Source organism: Maribacter sp. 4U21 (assembly GCF_002742365.1).
Lineage (GTDB): Bacteria > Bacteroidota > Bacteroidia > Flavobacteriales > Flavobacteriaceae > Maribacter.
Genome location: NZ_MDGN01000013.1, coordinates 15,401 through 34,231 on the forward strand (window position 1 = coordinate 15,401; position 18,831 = coordinate 34,231).

The 18,831-nt window shown below is 40.1% G+C and carries 15 protein-coding genes; 14 read left to right on the forward strand and 1 reads right to left on the reverse strand.

The features are described from left to right. The first annotated feature begins 3 nt into the window (after positions 1–3). The 3 genes from BFP77_RS02570 to BFP77_RS02580 all read left to right on the forward strand — a co-directional run bounded on the left by BFP77_RS02570 (position 4) and on the right by BFP77_RS02580 (position 3,739). Positions 4–375 (forward strand): four helix bundle protein, encoded by a 372-nt coding sequence (locus BFP77_RS02570; protein ID WP_099572515.1) that lies wholly within the window; start codon positions 4–6, stop codon positions 373–375. Between the two features lie 25 nt (positions 376–400). Beyond that, complete coding sequence (locus BFP77_RS02575; RefSeq protein WP_099572516.1) at positions 401–2,212, forward strand: acyl-CoA dehydrogenase family protein; 1,812 nt, start codon at positions 401–403, stop codon at positions 2,210–2,212. A 99-nt stretch (positions 2,213–2,311) separates the two neighbouring features. Then, on the forward strand, positions 2,312–3,739 hold the full coding sequence (locus BFP77_RS02580; RefSeq protein WP_099572517.1) for a pyridoxal phosphate-dependent decarboxylase family protein: 1,428 nt from the start codon (positions 2,312–2,314) through the stop codon (positions 3,737–3,739). On the opposite strand, the gene BFP77_RS02585 is transcribed toward BFP77_RS02580, so the two are convergent. After that, positions 3,736–5,532 (reverse strand): glycoside hydrolase family 15 protein, encoded by a 1,797-nt coding sequence (locus tag BFP77_RS02585; RefSeq protein WP_099572518.1) that lies wholly within the window; start codon positions 5,530–5,532, stop codon positions 3,736–3,738. The two genes, BFP77_RS02580 and BFP77_RS02585, sit on opposite strands and share 4 nt — an antisense overlap. A 203-nt stretch (positions 5,533–5,735) precedes the next feature. Here BFP77_RS02585 and BFP77_RS02590 point away from each other — a divergent pair, with 203 nt between their 5' ends. The 11 genes from BFP77_RS02590 to BFP77_RS02640 form a co-directional block, all read left to right on the forward strand. Next, positions 5,736–7,949 carry a bifunctional alpha,alpha-trehalose-phosphate synthase (UDP-forming)/trehalose-phosphatase gene (locus tag BFP77_RS02590; RefSeq protein WP_099572529.1) on the forward strand — a complete coding sequence of 738 codons (2,214 nt, stop codon included), beginning with the start codon at positions 5,736–5,738 and terminating at the stop codon, positions 7,947–7,949. A gap of 33 nt (positions 7,950–7,982) precedes the next feature. Then, the gene (locus tag BFP77_RS02595; RefSeq protein WP_099572519.1) at positions 7,983–9,509 is read left to right on the forward strand and encodes a nuclear transport factor 2 family protein; all 1,527 of its coding nucleotides are present in this window, start codon (positions 7,983–7,985) and stop codon (positions 9,507–9,509) included. A gap of 9 nt (positions 9,510–9,518) precedes the next feature. Further along, positions 9,519–10,685 carry an MFS transporter gene (locus BFP77_RS02600; protein ID WP_099572520.1) on the forward strand — a complete coding sequence of 389 codons (1,167 nt, stop codon included), beginning with the start codon at positions 9,519–9,521 and terminating at the stop codon, positions 10,683–10,685. Positions 10,686–10,706: 21 nt separating this feature from the next. Then, a complete protein-coding gene (locus BFP77_RS02605; protein ID WP_099572521.1) occupies positions 10,707–11,330 on the forward strand; it encodes a TMEM175 family protein in 624 nt (207 codons plus the stop codon). Continuing rightward, entirely contained in the window at positions 11,331–12,662 is a 1,332-nt protein-coding gene (locus BFP77_RS02610; RefSeq protein WP_099572522.1) for a M28 family peptidase, read from the forward strand. A gap of 71 nt (positions 12,663–12,733) precedes the next feature. Continuing rightward, a complete protein-coding gene (locus BFP77_RS02615; protein ID WP_099572523.1) occupies positions 12,734–14,359 on the forward strand; it encodes a M1 family metallopeptidase in 1,626 nt (541 codons plus the stop codon). An 851-nt stretch (positions 14,360–15,210) separates the two neighbouring features. After that, positions 15,211–16,677: a flavin monoamine oxidase family protein gene (locus BFP77_RS02620; protein ID WP_180272289.1), complete on the forward strand. Its 1,467-nt coding sequence runs from the start codon at positions 15,211–15,213 to the stop codon at positions 16,675–16,677. Between the two features lie 94 nt (positions 16,678–16,771). Beyond that, positions 16,772–17,551 (forward strand): DUF6090 family protein, encoded by a 780-nt coding sequence (locus tag BFP77_RS02625; RefSeq protein WP_099572525.1) that lies wholly within the window; start codon positions 16,772–16,774, stop codon positions 17,549–17,551. Positions 17,552–17,709: 158 nt separating this feature from the next. Then, positions 17,710–18,117 (forward strand): endonuclease domain-containing protein, encoded by a 408-nt coding sequence (locus BFP77_RS02630; RefSeq protein ID WP_099572526.1) that lies wholly within the window; start codon positions 17,710–17,712, stop codon positions 18,115–18,117. Then, positions 18,114–18,692, forward strand: a complete 579-nt coding sequence (locus tag BFP77_RS02635; RefSeq protein WP_099572527.1) for a DUF6090 family protein — start codon at positions 18,114–18,116, stop codon at positions 18,690–18,692. The genes BFP77_RS02630 and BFP77_RS02635 overlap by 4 nt, the downstream gene beginning before the upstream one ends. Positions 18,693–18,716: 24 nt before the next feature. Next, the coding region (locus tag BFP77_RS02640; RefSeq protein WP_143751826.1) for a transposase at positions 18,717–18,831 on the forward strand (115 nt) is incomplete at its 3' end.

The window sequence follows — 18,831 nt, forward strand, 5'->3', positions numbered from 1 at the left end:
AAAATGGGACGTCATAATTTTAAAAAACTTAAGATTTGGGAGGAAGGAATGAACTTGGTTGATGAAACTTATAGGCTGATTAATAGTTTTCCTAGTTCAGAAAAATTTAATCTGATATCCCAACTTATGCGATGTTCAGTTTCTATTCCCTCAAACATAGCCGAAGGAACCAGTAAATCAACCGATAAACATTTCAATAAGTATATTGAGGATAGTTTGGGCTCCGCATTCGAATGGGAGACCCAGCTTATAATAGCTTACAGACAAAGATATATCGAAAAAGAAAAGTTCAAATTCCTAGAAAATAAAATACAACAATTACAAAAAATGATTTCAGGATTTCAAAGTGGATTAAAAAATAATCTCGATTCTTGACTCCTGATTCTTAAATCCTAAAAATATGAGCACAGATACATTACAGAAAGATATTCTAAGAGGCGGTCAATTTCTAGTGAAAGAAACGAAATGTGAGGATGTTTTCACATTGGAAGACTTGAACGAAGAACAAAAAATGATGCGTGATAGCACCAAAGAGTTCGTTGACAGAGAACTATGGGCGCATTGGGAGCGATTTGAGCAAAAAGATTATGCGTATACGGAAGAGACAATGCGTAAAGCAGGTGAATTAGGTTTGCTAAGTGTAGCCGTTCCGGAATCCTATGGAGGAATGGGTATGGGATTTGTGTCCACCATGTTGGTGTGCGATTATATCTCAGGAGCTACAGGGTCTTTTAGCACTGCTTTTGGAGCGCATACAGGTATAGGCACCATGCCAATAACCCTATACGGAACCGAAGAACAGAAACAGAAATACGTACCTCAACTAGCTTCTGGCGAATGGTTCGGTGCGTACTGCCTAACGGAACCCGGGGCAGGTTCGGATGCAAATTCGGGAAAAACAAAGGCTGTACTTTCCGATGATGGGAAACATTACAGCATTTCAGGACAAAAAATGTGGATTTCAAATGCAGGTTTTTGTAATCTGTTCATTGTATTCGCAAGAATCGAAGACGATAAGAACATTACTGGTTTTATTGTAGAGAACGACCCGGAGAACGGTATTACGCTTGGTGATGAAGAAAAGAAATTAGGTATTCACTCCTCCTCTACACGTCAGGTATTCTTCAACGAAACCAAAGTTCCTGTTGAGAACATGTTATCGGAAAGAGGAAACGGATTCAAGATAGCAATGAACGCCCTAAATGTTGGTCGTATTAAGTTAGCCGCAGCTTGTTTGGAAGCGCAACGAAGAGTTATCAACGAAGCGGTGAACTATGCTAATGAAAGAGTCCAGTTTAAGACACCTATAGTTAATTTTGGAGCCATTAAGGCTAAAATTGCCGATATGACGACCAATGCTTATGTTGGAGAATCTGCCTGCTACCGCGCTGCCAAAAATATAGAAGACAGAATAGCCATAAGAGAAGCTGAAGGTAATACGCACCAAGAGGCCGAATTAAAAGGCGTGGAGGAATATGCTATTGAGTGTTCCATATTAAAAGTAGCGGTTTCAGAGGATGTGCAACATACCGCAGATGAAGGTGTTCAGATTTTTGGAGGTATGGGCTTTAGTGCAGATACGCCAATGGAATCTGCATGGAGAGATGCGCGTATCGCACGTATTTACGAAGGTACTAACGAAATAAACCGTATGCTCGCAGTCGGTATGTTGGTTAAAAAAGCCATGAAAGGTCATGTAGATTTACTTGGACCCGCAACTGCAGTAGGCGAAGAACTTATGGGTATTCCTTCTTTTGATTCGCAAGATTTTTCGGAATTGTTCGCTGAGGAGAAAGACCTTATCAAACGATTAAAGAAGGTATTTTTAATGGTTGCCGGTAGCGCTGTTCAAAAATTTGGACCGGAATTGGAGAAGCACCAACAGTTGATGATGGCGGCTTCCGATATCCTAATTGAAGTTTACATGGCAGAAAGCACCATTCTTAGAACAGAGAAAAATGCCAAACGTTTTGGAGAGGAAGCACAAGCAACACAGATTGCCATGTCAAAATTGTATTTATACAATGCAGTAGATGTGGTTTTGAAGAAAGGAAAGGAAGCTATAGTTTCATTTGCTGAAGGCGATGAGCAGAAGATGATGCTCATGGGACTAAAACGCTTCACAAAATATACCAATTACCCTAACGTAGTAGCTTTACGCAATCAAATTGCGGACAAAGTAGCTGCCGATAACGGGTACACCTTTGACTAATTCAGATTACCCTTTTGTTTTGTTAGACAGAAGTAAAACCGCTCCCAAAAGGAGCGGTTTTTATTTGTTCAAGTAGTTAGAAGCTTCTAATTTTATCAAATGGACAAAACGCTTTTGCATAAGGTTTACGATACCGAAGTTTTCAGGAAAAAAGGTCATGAATTAATAAATCAGTTAGCGGACCATCTTGATGATAAGCTACAACAAAAATCTGGTCCTGCCATTCATTGGAACGAACCCGAGGATGAGCTTGCCTTTTGGCAGGATTTTCTTAAAAATGGGAATCAAGAGCAGCTATTTACGGAAATCACCAAGAGAACTACCTATATACATCACCCGCACTATATAGGTCACCAAGTTACGCCAACGGCTCCTATAAACGCCTTAACGGGAATGATAAGCGCTATGTTGAATAACGGAATGGCCGTTTACGAAATGGGAATGTCCCCATCTGCCATAGAGCGTGTGGTTACGGATTTGCTCTGCAAAAAGATAGGTTTTGATACGGCTTCTGGCGGATTCATTACCTCTGGCGGAACATTGGCCAATTTAACGGCACTATTGACCGCAAGAAAGGTTATGCTAGAAACGGATATTTGGAACCAAGGCTCCGAACAGCAGTTAGGGATTATGGTAAGCGAAGAAGCACACTATTGTGTGGATCGGGCAGCAAAAATTATGGGTCTAGGAGAGCAGGGTATTATCAAAATCCCCACTACTGCAGACTTTAGAATGGACACCTCTTTATTGGAGGACAAACATAAAGAAGCGAGCGCAAAGGGTATACATATTTTTGCCATCATCGGGAGTGCGCCAAGTACGGCCACGGGGATGTTCGACGACCTAGAGACGATAGCCGACTTTGCAAAAACTAAAAAGCTTTGGTTTCATGTAGATGGAGCCCATGGCGGCGCAGCAATTTTTTCTCCGAAGTACAAAACACTTTTAAAAGGTATAGACCAGGCAGATTCCGTGGTCATAGACGGACATAAGATGATGATGATGCCAGCACTCACTACGGCACTATTGTATAAAAAGAGCGCGCATACCAATGTAACCTTTAGTCAAAAGGCAGATTATCTCTTGACGGAATCAGAACTTGAAGATTGGTGCAACTCGGGCAAAAAGACTTTTGAATGTACAAAGACCATGATGAGTATTCACTGGTTCACTCTATTAAAACTATACGGAGAAGAGGTCTTTGATGCCTACCTTACCCATCTATTTGATATGGGTGCTTTATTCGGTAATATCATCAAGCAGCATGCTGAGTTTGAAATTGCCGTTACCCCAATGTCCAATATCGTCTGTTTCAAATATGTGGACAAAAAATTATCCGGCGAAGCCCAAAACCGGCAAAATGAACGTATTCGCCAAGCACTTTTGGAAGATGGGGAGTTCTATATTGTTCAGACTAAACTTCGGGGAGTTCATTACTTAAGGGTTACGGTGATGAATCCGTTCACCACCGAAACCCATTTTAAAAACTTATTGGATAAAATTAGTAAACTGGCGGTTTCCGTTTAACTTATAGACTCCAAAACCTGCACTTCACTCTCCTTGTTGGAGAACAACACCGCACACTCGATTAAGGCCAAGTGCGAATATGCTTGTGGAAAGTTTCCTAACAATCGTTTGGTCTTAAAATCAATATCTTCACTAAACAGACCTAAATGATTACTATAAGATAGCAGCTTATCAAATTGTTTCATTGCTTTTTTCTCTTCCCCTATCTTATAAAGGCTATTTATAAACCAAAAAGTACAAATAGTAAAAGACGAGGAGGGCAATCCAAAATCATCTTCATTCTTATAACGATAAAGCAGACCATCATTGCTGAGTTCCTTTTCTATCGCCTTAACCGTGCTCACGAATTTTGGGTCCTTCGCATGAATAAATCCATAGGATTCCATCAAAAGTACCGAAGCATCCATATCCGTGCTTCCATACGACTGCGTAAAGGCGTTCACCTTTGGATTCCATGCATTTTCAAGAATATCCCTTTTAATTTCCTGTTCCAAAGCTGTCCACTTTTCTAGCTTCCGTGTTTTTTTGAACAGCCGTGCTACTTTTATGGCCCGGTCAATGGCTACCCAACAAAGTACCTTGGAAAAGGTAAAGTGCCTGTCTTCGGACCTAAATTCCCAAATACCTTTATCCGCCTCTTTCCAGTGGTTAGATACGATCCAAACAATTCCTTTGGTTATTCCCCAGAGCTCCTCGCCGTTCTCAATATCATTACTGTACTTGGAGAGCTGTTCATAGATGACGTCCATAAGAATACCATAAATATCATTCTGCTTCTGCTTATAGGCTGCATTACCAACACGTACGGGTGCCGAACCTTTATAACCCGCGAGGTGTTCCAAGGTGTTTTCGGTTAATTTTTTCTCCTTATTGATGCCGTACATAATCTGTAGTTTCTCATCCTTGTCCGGAATCAAGTCTACAATAAACTGCAGGTATCTCTTGGCAACGTTGCGGTGACCTAAATCGCCTATCACCTTTATAGCCATAGAAGCGTCACGAATCCAACAAAAACGATAATCCCAATTACGTACCTCCCCTATCGTTTCCGGTAAGGAAGTAGTTGCCGCCGCTAAAACTGCTCCTGTTTTATCATAGCTCAATAGTTTTAAGGTAATGGCACTACGGCTTATCTGTGCGTTATATTTTTTATAATTGGGTGTTCTGCTGCTCCAATTGAGCCAGTAGACCTTCGTTCGTTCCAACTCCGTATACATTTTACGAACAGTAGGCTGAAATAGCTTCTCGTTATATCCCATTAAGAAATAACCGTCTTTGGACAACGAGATTTCCCTACCTTCTAGAACGGCATTCTTATTAAAAGAGGTGTACAGAAAACAGGTGTCGAACTTTTCTCCGTGGGTAAGGCTAACGATAAAGTTCTTTTTTACATACGTATCCGTATTGCCCATGGCATACTCCAACTTTGGGTCATACTTTACCATAAACTGAGGTTTACCGGAGAGGTGTTTAAAATAGCGCACCAATTCCGGGGGCGAATTATAGCCTCCTTCTTTGCGGTACCTTGGCATAAAATCCCGTATTTCAAAGGCATTTTCGCCTGAAACAAAACGGGTTATTAATATAGCCGTGTGCTTTTTATAACGTTGCGTTATCGTATAGGAATCATCAACTAAAATTTCAAAGCTTCCTCCTATTTTTTCGTCCAGTAAAGCAGCAAAAACAGAGGAGGAATCAAACTCTGGCAAACAGCACCAATCTATGGAACCGGTTTTAGATACCAATGCTGCACTTCTACAATTTCCTATTATTCCGTAATCTAAATTATTCATTAGGCAATCTCTCTTTTATAAATTATTACCCGCACCGCCTTAAGCTTCGTATCACTAGGCCTTTATACTTCCTTGAAAATGTAAGGGGTTAAAATGCGGTTTCACTAAAAATCTTGATTCATATGGGCTTTCAATTGGTATTACCCTTCTTTTTCCCGAAATTGAGAGAAATTAAGTTCAAATCAAAGCAAAACCTGCTATTTATGTCCAAAACTATCATAATCTCAAATAGATTACCCGTACAATTACAAATTAGCAATGGAGACATTACTGCGATACCCAGTGTGGGCGGTTTAGCGACCGGAATGAAATCCGTGCATTCTGGAGGGGACAGCCTTTGGATTGGATGGAGCGGACTTACCGATGAGGAAATTCCCGAAGAATTAGCACCTAAAATTGATAAAGCTTTGGCCGAACATGGTTCTTCTAAAGTGAAACTGACCAAGAAGGAGGTAGATGGTTTCTATTTTGGGTTTAGTAATAGAACGGTATGGCCCCTTTTTCACTATTTTCTAGAATATTCGGAGTTCGAATTGTCCAGTTGGGAAATATACAAAGCAGTAAATCAAAAATTTGCCGATGCGATATTGAAAAAATCTGGTGATGATGATACCATTTGGGTGCATGACTATCAGCTTATGTTAGTGCCTCAAATGGTGCGTGAAAAACGCCCCAATATCTCTATCGGTTTCTTTCTGCATATTCCCTTCCCGTCCTTTGAAATTTTCAGGACCCTACCCTGGCGTACCGAAATACTTGAGGGATTATTGGGTGCCGACCTCATCGGCTTTCATACCTATGATTACGAACGTCATTTCTTAAGTTCCGTTCGCAGGTTACTGGGTTTAGAGGTAAGTTTCAATGATATCTACTTGGATAATAGGGTTATTAAAGTGGACTCTTTTCCTATGGGAATCGACTATAAGAAATTTAACGATGCGGCTACGGAACATGCCCAACGGGACGAAACAAAGAAGTCAGAACTACAAAAACGTTTGGACACCCATAAGAAATCCGCTCCGGATGCCAAGTTCTTTTTGTCGATAGACCGTTTGGATTATTCCAAGGGTATTGCAAAGCGATTGAACGCCTACGAGTACTTTTTAAACAAATATCCGGAATACAAAGAAAAGGTCCGATTGATCATCTTAGCGGTTCCCTCCCGCTCTAACGTGCCACAGTACCAACTTTTGAAAAAAGAAATCGATGAACTGGTAGGGCGTATCAATGGGGAGCTATCTACCGTTAGCTGGACGCCGATTTGGTATTTCTACCGGTCCATGCCTTTTGATAATTTAATAGACTTATATACTACCTGTGATATTGCGTGGTTAACCCCCATACGTGACGGGATGAACCTTGTAGCCAAGGAATATATTGCAACACGCACGGATAAGACCGGGGTACTTATTCTGAGTGAAATGGCAGGTTCTGCCAATGAAATGAACGAATCTTTACTGATTAACCCGAATAACTTTGAGCAAATTGCGGATACCCTTCAGAGGGCGATAACTATGCCTAAGAAAGAACAACAGGAACGTAACACTGTGCTACAGAAAAGACTGGCACGTTATAATGTGGAAAAATGGGCCAATGATTTTATGACCTCCTTAGTGCAACAGAAAGAAAAAGATCTAACCTACGTATCTAGAAGATTGTCCGTTGACCTCATGAACACGGTTATGAAGGATTATATCAAAGCTGAAAGAAGACTGGTATTCTTGGACTATGACGGTACCCTGGCAGGATTTCATAACGACCCACAAAAAGCGAGTCCGGACGAGGCCTTGTATAAATTATTGGACGATATTTCCTCACAACCCAATACGGATATGTATTTAATCAGTGGTCGCGATAAGGAAACCTTCACCAAATGGTTTCTTCCTAAAAAGTATAATATGATCGTAGAGCATGGGGTCTGGATTTCCCAAGGCGGTGAGGAATTCAGGATGCTGGAAAATGTAAAAAAAGACTGGATGGAGAAAATACTTCCCGTTCTTGAATCTTTTGTGGATAGAACACCAGGCAGCTTCATCGAGGAAAAAAACTATTCGTTGGCATGGCACTATCGTAATACCGACCCCGACTTTGGTCAAAAACGTTCCGTGGAACTGAACACTGTACTCACAAGTCTTATCGCTAATGACGATTTAAGTGTACTGAACGGCAACAAGGTAATGGAAATTAAAAGTAGTAACGTAAATAAAGGTAGAGCCGCTATGCGCGTATATGCTGAGCATGACTATGATTTTGTGTTTGCCATTGGTGATGATTGGACGGACGAATTTATGTTTCAAGAACTGCCTGAAGACTCCGTAACCGTAAAAGTAGGAAGGCAAAAGACCCACGCCCGTTATTTTGTGGATAATACGAAGAACGTACGCGATATTTTGGGTCGCTTTGCGGAAAAACGTTAGGAGCCTAATTTCAAATTTATAATTGCATTGCTTATGAAACACTGTGTGCTACTTCTTTCTTGTATCTTCTTATCTTTAAGCACTTTTGCTCAGCAGAATACAGAAGTGTTTTTAGTGGATATGAGGACTGATGATGAAAATACCACTTTGGGTACTCCTCTAAATATTTCAAACAATGAGGGATACGACAATCAACCCTCGTTCTTAAATGACGATACGGTACTATTTTCATCCACTAGAAACGGGCAGACGGATATAGCCTTATATACCATAAGTACGAATACCACAAAATGGATTACCAATACCCCTAAAGGAAGTGAATATTCTCCCTTAAAAATTCCTGGTAAAGAAGCTGTTTCCGCTATTCGATTGGACGCTGATGGCCTACAAAGATTATATGAGTATGATTTACATACCGATGAATCCAAAGTGCTCCTAAAAAATTTGAAAGTAGGATATCATGTCTGGTATAATCCTCATATAATAGTCTGTACCGTTCTTATTGAAGACCGTATGGATTTGGTCGTGGCCAACCTTAAAGAGGGCACGAACTATACCGTCCAAAAAAATGTGGGACGATCGTTACATAAGATTCCGAATACAGATTTGGTAAGCTATATCAGTAAAGAGAATGAAACGGTTGAAATAAAATCGTTACACCCTATCTCTGGAGCAACACAAATAATTAATTTTATCAGGAACGGCAGCGAGGATATGGCTTGGTTATCGGAAGACACCGTAATAGCAGGTACAAATAGTATTTTGGCCCAAGTAAAAGCGGATACGACTGGGGTTTGGAGTCTATTTCATAAAGTAGACCCCTTACAATGGAACAATGTAACAAGGATAGCTGTGAGTCCTGACCAAGAAAAGCTGGCCATTGTGGCTGAACCACCTGCCGCAGCAATTGTTCAGAAACAGGTAGAAGCATACAATGCCGCAAATCTAGAGCTATTCATCAACTGTTATTCCCCAGAAGTAACCGTTAGTTATTTTCCGGATAAAATTTGGTACGAGGGTCATGAAAAGATGCGTGGAATTTATGAGGGCCTATCCCCTACCAATAAAACGTATCAGGTAGCGGTTGTAAAGCGAATAGCGATTGCCAATAAGGTGGTTGACCACGAAAAAGTTACACGCAATGGTAAATTTCAACAAATGCAAGTTTCAATTTATACGGTGAACGGTGGGGCTATTGAGCGTATGACTTTTATTTTCGACGATGACAAGGCTCCAAATCCCGAAACTATTGTGCAAAAACAATTGGATGCCTATAATACCAGAGATATTGATGGATTTATGGATACCTACGAAGACGACATTAGTTTATATAATTATCCCGCTGAAAAAAGGTCACAGGGGCAAGAGGAAATGCGAAAGAATTATGCCGGTTTTTTTGCTTCTACTCCGGATTTGCATTGCGAACTTAAAAACAGAATTGTTATCGGTAATAAGGTGATTGATGAAGAAAAAATAACCGCAAATGGAAATACGTTTAGTGCTGTTGCCATATATGAAGTTGAAGACGGTAAAATTTCAAAGGTCACTTTTCTACGGTAATATCGCCTTTTGAAATCAAAATCACATATTCTTCCCACAATTATCTTAGCACAATTTGCTTGTACCTCCCCATGGTTTGCTGGGAATACGATAATAGACGAACTCATAAGCAAAACAGGTTTTGGAGCGGAATTGGCGGGTTACGTCATCTCATCCGTGCAGTTCGGTTTTATTACGGGAACATTGGTTTTTGCACTACTGATGCTTGCGGACCGCTTCTCCCCTTCTAAAGTATTTCTTATTTGTGCGTTGTTAGCAGCGCTCTGTAACCTATATCTTTTGAGCGATAGTATTACAAAATGGGGCCTACTTTCGGCTCGCTTCGGCACTGGTTTCTTCTTGGCCGGTATCTATCCGGTAGGAATGAAAATTGCAGCGGATTACTACGAGAAAGGTCTTGGGAAAGCCCTTGGATTTCTGGTTGGGGCCTTGGTTTTAGGTACCGCCCTTCCCTTTTTGATTAATGGAACGGATTGGGGCAACAGTCCCACAACGGTCATCACCGTCACCTCTATATTAACTCTTTTCGGCGGAGCCTTACTTTATATACTCGTGCCAGACGGTCCTTACCAAAAGAAAAGTACCACACTAAAACTCAAAGCCGGGCCGGAACTGTTCAAAATTGCGAATTTTAAAAGGGCTGCCTTTGGGTACTTTGGTCATATGTGGGAGCTCTACGCATTCTGGGCGTTTACGCCCTTGGCGATAAAAACCTTCAATTCAATTTCCGGAGATACGCTTTCTATTTCTTTATGGACCGGTATTATTATCGCCTTAGGTGGTGTATCCTGTGCCATAGGCGGTATTCTTTCACAAAGCTACGGCAGTAAGAAAGTTGCTTTTGTAGCTTTATTGGTATCGGGAACCTGCTGTCTTCTTTCTCCTGTATTGTTCTTCTCAACAAGTGAAGTATTTTTAGGCGTCTGGTGTTTTTGGGGTATGGCCGTTACGGCAGATTCTCCCCAGTTTTCAAACCTAGTGGCATCGGCTATTCCCAGTGAACTGAAAGGTACTGGTCTAACTCTTGTTAATTGCATCGGTTTTGCCATTACCATTGTCAGTATTCAGTTATTGGCTTTTATTTTGGATAGTCTACCGTCTACAACAATTTTCTTGGTTCTTGCACTTGGACCGATCTTTGGTTTATGGCATTTAAAGGCACACAAATCCGATTAATTTTTAATACTTTTAAAGACGATGAGATTTCCGCACAATATTAGCCGAATCGAAGCTTTTAGCGATGCTGTTTTTGCCTTTGCGGCCACACTTTTAGTGGTTAGTCTGGGCACGGATAGCACTGATGCCATCATAGATATCGACGTAAAACTCTTCACAGGCTTTGCCGTTAGTTTCTTTGTTCTGGTCATCCTATGGTTTCTGCACTATAATTTTTTTCGGAGAACCAATTATATGGATAATGTTATCATTGCCATTAATGCTGTCTTGCTTTTTGTGGTCCTGTACTATGTTTTCCCCCTGAAATCGCTCGTAAATTCTTGGTTCCTGCCGCAAGGGATGACACCGGACAAATTAGCGGGACTCTTTGAGCTCTACGGTTTGGGATTCGCGCTAATCTTTCTTTGCCTGTCCTTGATGTATTATAGGGCCTATAAAAAATCCAAACACCTGAAAAATTCCATAACGCTATTATTCTATGTGCGGCATTTTGGGCTTTTTGTAGTGGTGGCTCTTATAAGTATTATTATTGCTTACCTGCAGATTGGAATCAATTACGGACTTCCTGGTATTTTATATGCCCTTTTGGGTCCGTTCTGTTCTGTACACAGTTATTTATTTTACAAAAAATTTAAAACCGATTAAATGAAAAATGTATTGTTCTTTACCCTCTTGACCTTAGCCCTTACCGTGTCTGCCCAAACGGACCAACGTATCTATGATATTATCGATGCCGTTTCTGCGGAACGTATCGAAAAGGACATCACCACCTTGGCCAATTTTGGAACACGCCATACCTTAAGTGATACCGTCTCACAAACCCGTGGTATAGGTGCAGCAAGACGATGGATAAAAGCCGAGTTCGAAAAAACTTCGGCGGCCTGTAACGATTGTCTACATGTGTTCTATCAAAAGGATTTGGTAAAGAAAGGTGCGAACCAGCGCATTGTAAAAGATGTAGCGGTGGTAAATGTATTGGCCATCCAAAAAGGTACCAAGTACCCCAATCGCTATATCATCATGAGTGGTGATATTGATTCCCGTGTTAGTGACCCTACCAATTATACAGACGATTCACCCGGGGCCAATGACAATGCCAGCGGTATGGCAGGTACTATTGAGGCGGCTAGGGTCTTATCCAAATACAAATTTGAAAACAGTATCATATACATGGGGCTATCGGGAGAGGAACAAGGCCTTTTTGGAGGTGGTGGTGTAGCGGGTTACGCTAAAGAACAAGGATGGGAGGTCATCGGTATCTTTAATAATGACATGATTGGAAATATTACGGGCGTGGACGGAATTACCAGTAGTATCGATTTTAGGATATTCTCGGAACCCGTTCCTCCAACCGAAACCGAAAAGGAACGGAAAGCGCGTAGGTTTTACGGTGGTGAAGTGGATGGCATTTCAAGACAACTGGCACGTTATGTGCATAAGACCACTCAGACCTATATGCCGGAGATGAATCCTATGATGATTTACAGATTAGACCGTTTTGGTCGCGGTGGTCACCACAGGCCTTTTAACGATGCTGGTTTTCCCGGTATTCGTATTATGGAGGCTCATGAGAATTATACCCAACAGCACCAAGACATCCGTGTGGAGGACGGTATTGCTTACGGCGATGTACTGGAACACGTGAATTTTGAGTATGCCGCCAAGTTGACGGCGGTAAACGCCATTAGCCTGGCCTCCATCGCATGGGCACCACCAGCACCAAAAGAAGTGAAAATTGGAGGCATCGTAGAACCGTCCGCAAAGTTTCAGTGGAGCAAGGTAAACGGAGCCAAAGGGTATAAAATTTATTGGAGGGACACCACCTCTCCTACTTGGGACCACAGCAGGTATGTGGGCGATGTAACCGAATTCACTCTGGACGGTATCGTTATCGATAACTATTTCTTCGGAGTTTCTGCTATAGGAGCGGACGGATTTGAAAGTCCGGTCGTATTTCCAAATGCTATTTTTAGGTAGGTCGACATAGTATTAGTTTACTGAGAACACGGTCCTATCGCGCGAATTCGAGAACTACTAAATAAACGAAAATGAAAAAACTAATTGTATTGATAAGTCTTGTAAGCCTATCCATGGCCCAAGCCCAAGAATTCACCAAACAGGATACGCTGCGTGGAAGCATCACCCCTGAACGTGCTTGGTGGGATTTAAGCTACTACGACCTCAATGTAAAAGTACAGCCAGAGGAAAAAGCAATCGCTGGCTACAATATTATTCGGTACAAGGTTTTGGAAGAACATGATGTCATTCAAATAGACCTTCAAGAACCCTTAAAAATTACGGGTATTTCTCAAGGCGACCAACAACTAGATTACAGCAAAATAGGTCCGGCCTATTTCATCAACCTAAAGAAAAAACAAATTCCCGGGGAGTACAATGAACTTTACGTGCAATATGCGGGGAAACCTAAAGAAGCCGTAAGAGCGCCGTGGGACGGTGGATTCTCTTGGAAAAAGGACGGCAACGGCAAACACTTTATCGCTACTTCTTGCCAAGGTTTGGGGGCCAGTGTATGGTGGCCCAATAAGGACCATATGTATGACGAAGTAGACAGTATGCGCATTGCTATCGATGTTCCCAAGGACCTTGTAGCTGTGGCGAACGGCAGGTTACGGGAAACATACGAATACGAACAGGGTGGTTATAAATTATACGAGTGGTTCGTTTCCAACCCCATTAATAATTATGGCGTAAACATAAACATAGGCGACTATGTTCATTTTGGCGAAAAATATGACGGCGAAAAGGGTGTTTTGGATTTGGATTACTATGTGCTGCGCAATAATTTGGAAAAAGCCAAAGAACAGTTTAAAGATGTCCCTAGACTCATGAAAGCTTTTGAGCATTGGTTTGGGCCCTACCCTTTTTACGAGGATAGTTTTAAACTAGTAGAAGTGCCCTATCTGGGCATGGAACACCAAAGCTCCGTTACCTATGGGAACCAATACCAAAACGGCTATTTGGGTAGGGACCTTTCCAAATCCGGTTGGGGTATGAAGTTCGATTATATTATTATTCATGAAGCGGGTCACGAGTGGTTCGCCAATAATATTACTTATAAGGATATTGCCGATATGTGGGTACACGAAGGCTTTACCACCTACTCCGAAGCGCTTTATGTGGACTACCACTTTGGGGAACAGGCAGGAAATGAATACGCCATTGGTATTCGTGGAAACATCCGTAATGAAAGTCCTATAATAGGGGTCTATGACGTAAATCAAAGAGGCAGTGGTGACATGTATCCTAAAGGAGCCAATATGCTACATACCCTACGCCAAGTGATTCATGATGATGAAAAATGGCGAAGTATTTTACGAGGGCTGAACAAAGACTTCTACCACCAAACGGTCACCACACAACAAGTGGAAAATTATATCAGTGAAAAGGCTGAAATGGACCTTTCCAAGGTGTTTGACCAATACCTACGGACCATAAAAATTCCCGTGTTTGAATATAAAATAGAGACTGATAATGCGATTACATACCGTTATACCAATGTAATTGAAGGTTTTGTGATGCCTATACGTCTATTGGCGGATGATACGGAGCTTTGGCTAGAACCCACGACGGAATGGCAAACAGAAAAAGTGAAACATGGTGCAGCTGCTTTTAAAGTAGACCCTAATTTTTATGTAGAAGTGAAGGAACTGTAAGGGAGCTAAGTCCAATGACAATATTATAAATGCACTAATTTTATAAGTGGTATAGCATCAATGATGTTATCTTATTGTTGGTATTTATTGTAAAAAAAATAAATAGACAAAAAATAAATTTTGAATGGACAAAAGGACTAAGATTTTCTTAATTGTATTAGGTATTATCTCAATAGGAGTTGGAATTTGGTCATATAAACCGGAAAACGATTCGATAGATAATTACTTTGGTGTTTTTATCGGTATAGCATTAATCTGTACTGTTATTTCTATAAAACAGAAGAAGGAAGAAAACTAATATATGTATATATAGTTTGCTTATAAGTTTTAACATAATTAAAACTTAAACGGATTTAAAAAACTATACTCAAGAATTTCTGTTGTTGCCGATTAGAATCGTTAATAAACTTTTAAATAATTAATCCGAGGAAAAACAAAATCGGAAAAAAGTAAAATAGAGCGTTGGGAGATTGATTTTTTTTAGAATTCTAGAGAAACAAACCGTTTGATTTTTTATTTTTTTGTAATTAAAAGAAATGAAAACGCAACGAATATAGTACACTCGGACGGAAACAACAAATGCTAACAAAACCTAAACGTATTGCGGACTTTAAGGCTTAACCGAAAGGTTTGCGTATTTTTATGAAGTTCGCAAAATCTTATGTCCAGAAGCTTCGGGATAGCTTTGGAACAAAAAAAAGAAAAAGCAAAACAATAAGCTTTAGCTAAGTCGACAGACGGAAACTGGCCCGCGTGCCAACTCGCCCGCTACTGTCGCAGACGGCGTACCCCCCGCACGATGATTAGCCGAATCATTAGCAACAGTTAATGCAATTGAATAAATAATGACTATGAAACAATCAAGACGTGATTTTATTAAGCTTAGTGCCTTATCTAGTGGTTTATTGTTCACTCGTCCCTTAAGTGCCCTATCTATCAATGACGAATGGTATAAGAAAGCAGGTAAGTCTCAAAAAGTGCTCGTTCTTGGTGCCGGTATGGCGGGTATGTCCGCCGCGATTGAATTAATAAAACTTGGTCATGACGTAAAAATACTTGAAGGTCAAATGAGAGCCGGAGGGCGAATAAAAACCTTAAGAGCCCCATTTTCAGATAGTCTGTATGCTGATATGGGAGCAGCCAGAATTCCAGAGAATCACGAATGGACCATGAAGTATATCAAAGAATATGGTCTTGAACTCTACCCCTTTAACCCAGCAGAGGGAGATTATATTCATTTAATGAAAGGCAAGAGCATTCGTTATACGAGTGAATCACCGGCCAATCTCAACAATTATCCTGTAAATCTATCCGTAAAGGAATTGGAATCAGGATGGCAAGGAATATCCACCGCTCCATTGGAAAAAATAATGACCAATCTGGGAGACGCGACAAATTTAGAATGGCCTCATCAACAAATTGCCCAATATGACGGCTACTCCTTGAAAGAATACCTAGAAAAAACTGGATATAGTAAAGAAATTGCAGATTTATTAATGATCGGATGGGAAACAGAGAAGGGCATGAATATGTCGGTTCTTGAATTAGTCAGGGAATTAAGCCTTTCTTTTGGAGCAACAAGAAACAAAATTGTGGGTGGCAACGACCTTTTACCCACTAAAATGGCTGAATCCATTAGTAATTACATTGAATACGGAACCAAAGTCATAGGAATTGATCAGGGTGAAAACGATATTTCGATAACAGTGAAAAGAGGTGAACAATCTGAAACCTTAAAAGCAGATCGGGTCATCTGTACTTTTCCGCTACCGGTCGTCAAAAAGATGGATTTTGTAAAAACCCTTTCCAAAGAAAAACAGAAAGCTATCAATGAGCTTACGTATTGGGATTTATCAAGAACGGTATTTCAAGTCAGTGAACGCTATTGGAAGAAAGATGGTCTTAACGGATTTGCCGCAACTGATCAACCTATGGAAATCTGGGATCCAAATTATGAATCCAGCTCAAAAAGAGGTTTAATTGCCGCTTATGTAAAAAATGATGACTCGCAGTTACTAGCTGGCTGGTCTGTTCAGGAGCGATTAGATTTTGCTTCAAAGCATGTGAATAGTGCCTTTCCCGGACTTATGAATTATTCAGAAGGAGGACATACCAAATGCTGGAAAGAAGACCCATGGGCATTAGGTGCGCATTCCATTGGAACAAGAAATCAAATGACTACACTATTGCCTCACTTGATGAAGCCAGAGGGTCGAATTCATTTTGCAGGGGAACATGCATCTGCCTACCACGGATGGATTCAAGGTGCAATTGAATCTGGGAATAGAGCAGCTAAAGAAATCAATAGTTTTGAATAAAATGGCTGCTAACAAAAACTATGATATACATGCTCCTAAGGTCGCACGGCACATAGCAAAACCATTAAGCTCTAGTATAACCAACCACTAACCAATGATAAAATTCTTTAGAAAAATTAGACAAAACTTGCTTGTAGAAAATAGAACTGGAAAGTATTTCAAATACGCCATTGGAGAAATCATCCTTGTGGTCATTGGAATCCTCATTGCGCTTCAAATTAACAACTGGAACGAAAGCCGAAAGGCATCCAAGCTAGAGCAGTCTTATTACTGTCTTTTGCTGGATGATATAGAACAAGATAAAGTACTAATTAAAGCATTGTTGGAAAGTAACGAAAAACGCATAGAAAGTTCTCACAGAGCGATTGCTATAATTCAGAGCGAAAACATAAACCTGGCTGAGCTAGGAAAAGAAACGTTACTCTCAAGAAGAGATTTATTAGAGTCATTCATACCAAATTCTTCTACTTATGAAGACATTAAATCCAGTGGAAACATAAATACGCTTAAGGATAAACAAATTAGGAAATCACTAAATCAATATTTAAAAAAAGTAGAAGACTTTAACAATACAATGTTAGCAAATGTTACCCTTATCACTGATCGATTGACAAAGTTTGAAGATTGGTTTAGTAATGGGGTAATACACTCAAGTTATAAAGAAATTTTTCCCAAAGAAATACAAGATCAATTAAGCCTAGATTTACCTGACAATATTTGTGATGAAATAAAATCAAGATTATATATAGATTTAGTAATTGAAGGTATAATGTTAAGAAGGCGTTCAGAGCTATTTGAAACTATGGAAGACGAAGTAGATATAATGAAATCCAAATTAACTAAACGTTGCAAAATTAAAAACAAATTGAATTAAATAACGCAAGTATTACAATGGCTAAAACATTCATAGCCACTGTAATGTTCCGTTATAATCAATCACTACCCAATGATAAAATTCTTTAGAAAAATTAGACAAAAACTACTTCAAGAAAACCTCCCCTCTTGGGAGGGGACTGAGGGGTGGGTACTACCATGAGAAAAATTATCCCATACAACCAAGATTTGGTCGCCTACGCCAAGGAACTCCGTAACAACATGACTTTGGGTGAAATCGCCATATGGCGAGAAATCAAGGGTAAGAAATTAGGCGTACGCTTCACTAGGCAAATACCAATCGACCGATATATTGTGGATTTTTATTGCAAAGATCTTTATCTCGCCATTGAAGTCGATGGCTCAATTCATTTTAAAGAAGGTCACCAAGAAAAGGATATGAAACGACAAAACCAATTGAAAAGCCTTGGGGTTACAGTGATTCGATTTTCGGATTTGGATGTGAAAAACAATCTGGATTGGGTCTTAAAGGAAATCAAGATTGAAATTGAGAAATTAAAACCCACCCCTAGCCCCTCCCAGGAGGGGAAAAGTTCTGAACTATGATAAAATTCTTTCGAAAAATCCGACAAAAACTACTTCAAGAAAATCGCTTCTCAAAGTACCTCCTCTACGCCATAGGCGAAATAGTTCTCGTGGTCATTGGAATCTTGATTGCCCTTCAAATTAACAATTGGAATGAAAATGAGAAGATAAAGGCAGAGGAAAAAATACTCATCACGGGTTTAATACAAAATATAGAAAGTGACATTAGGAGTTTAACAGCAGTGACAAAAAGTGATAGCACTTTAATAGATGCCAATAGAATACTATTAAGCGCATTCAAGAATGATTCGATACGGAGAAATAAACCCTTGCTAAAACAGAGAATTTTAGAAGCCTCAGGTACGAGTAGTTTCATACCTAGTCAAATCACTTTTAATCAAATGCAATTTTCAGGTAAGTTAACTTATATCTTAAACGATTCCATTAAAAATAAAATTCAAGCCTATTATGATAATGTTTCAAACGTACTCGACTATCAGGAATCTAACTTAAAATTAATATATGGTACGGCCATTGAACTTGCTCCTTTCCTTTGTAAGCTTCCCTTAAAACCGAACTGTTTAAAAGTAGAATAATAATCTTTAATTTTAAACAGTATTATGAGGAAGAGCAAATTTTCACCCGTGCAGATCGCAAAGATCTTAAAGGAGTTCGACAATGGTAAGAGTGTCGAACAGATCAGCCGTGAGCACGGCGTCAGTTCGGCAAGTTTTT

Coding starts and splice junctions, on each gene's coding strand:
- BFP77_RS02585 (WP_099572518.1), bottom strand. CDS start 5,532: ATGAATAATTTAGATTACGGAATAATAGGAAATTGTAGAAGTGCAGCA.
- BFP77_RS02635 (WP_099572527.1), top strand. CDS start 18,114: ATGATAAAATTCTTTCGAAAAATCCGACAAAAACTACTTCAAGAAAAT.
- BFP77_RS02615 (WP_099572523.1), top strand. CDS start 12,734: ATGAAAAAACTAATTGTATTGATAAGTCTTGTAAGCCTATCCATGGCC.
- BFP77_RS02595 (WP_099572519.1), top strand. CDS start 7,983: ATGAAACACTGTGTGCTACTTCTTTCTTGTATCTTCTTATCTTTAAGC.
- BFP77_RS02610 (WP_099572522.1), top strand. CDS start 11,331: ATGAAAAATGTATTGTTCTTTACCCTCTTGACCTTAGCCCTTACCGTG.
- BFP77_RS02570 (WP_099572515.1), top strand. CDS start 4: ATGGGACGTCATAATTTTAAAAAACTTAAGATTTGGGAGGAAGGAATG.
- BFP77_RS02630 (WP_099572526.1), top strand. CDS start 17,710: ATGAGAAAAATTATCCCATACAACCAAGATTTGGTCGCCTACGCCAAG.
- BFP77_RS02580 (WP_099572517.1), top strand. CDS start 2,312: ATGGACAAAACGCTTTTGCATAAGGTTTACGATACCGAAGTTTTCAGG.
- BFP77_RS02605 (WP_099572521.1), top strand. CDS start 10,707: ATGAGATTTCCGCACAATATTAGCCGAATCGAAGCTTTTAGCGATGCT.
- BFP77_RS02625 (WP_099572525.1), top strand. CDS start 16,772: ATGATAAAATTCTTTAGAAAAATTAGACAAAACTTGCTTGTAGAAAAT.
- BFP77_RS02575 (WP_099572516.1), top strand. CDS start 401: ATGAGCACAGATACATTACAGAAAGATATTCTAAGAGGCGGTCAATTT.
- BFP77_RS02590 (WP_099572529.1), top strand. CDS start 5,736: ATGTCCAAAACTATCATAATCTCAAATAGATTACCCGTACAATTACAA.
- BFP77_RS02620 (WP_180272289.1), top strand. CDS start 15,211: ATGAAACAATCAAGACGTGATTTTATTAAGCTTAGTGCCTTATCTAGT.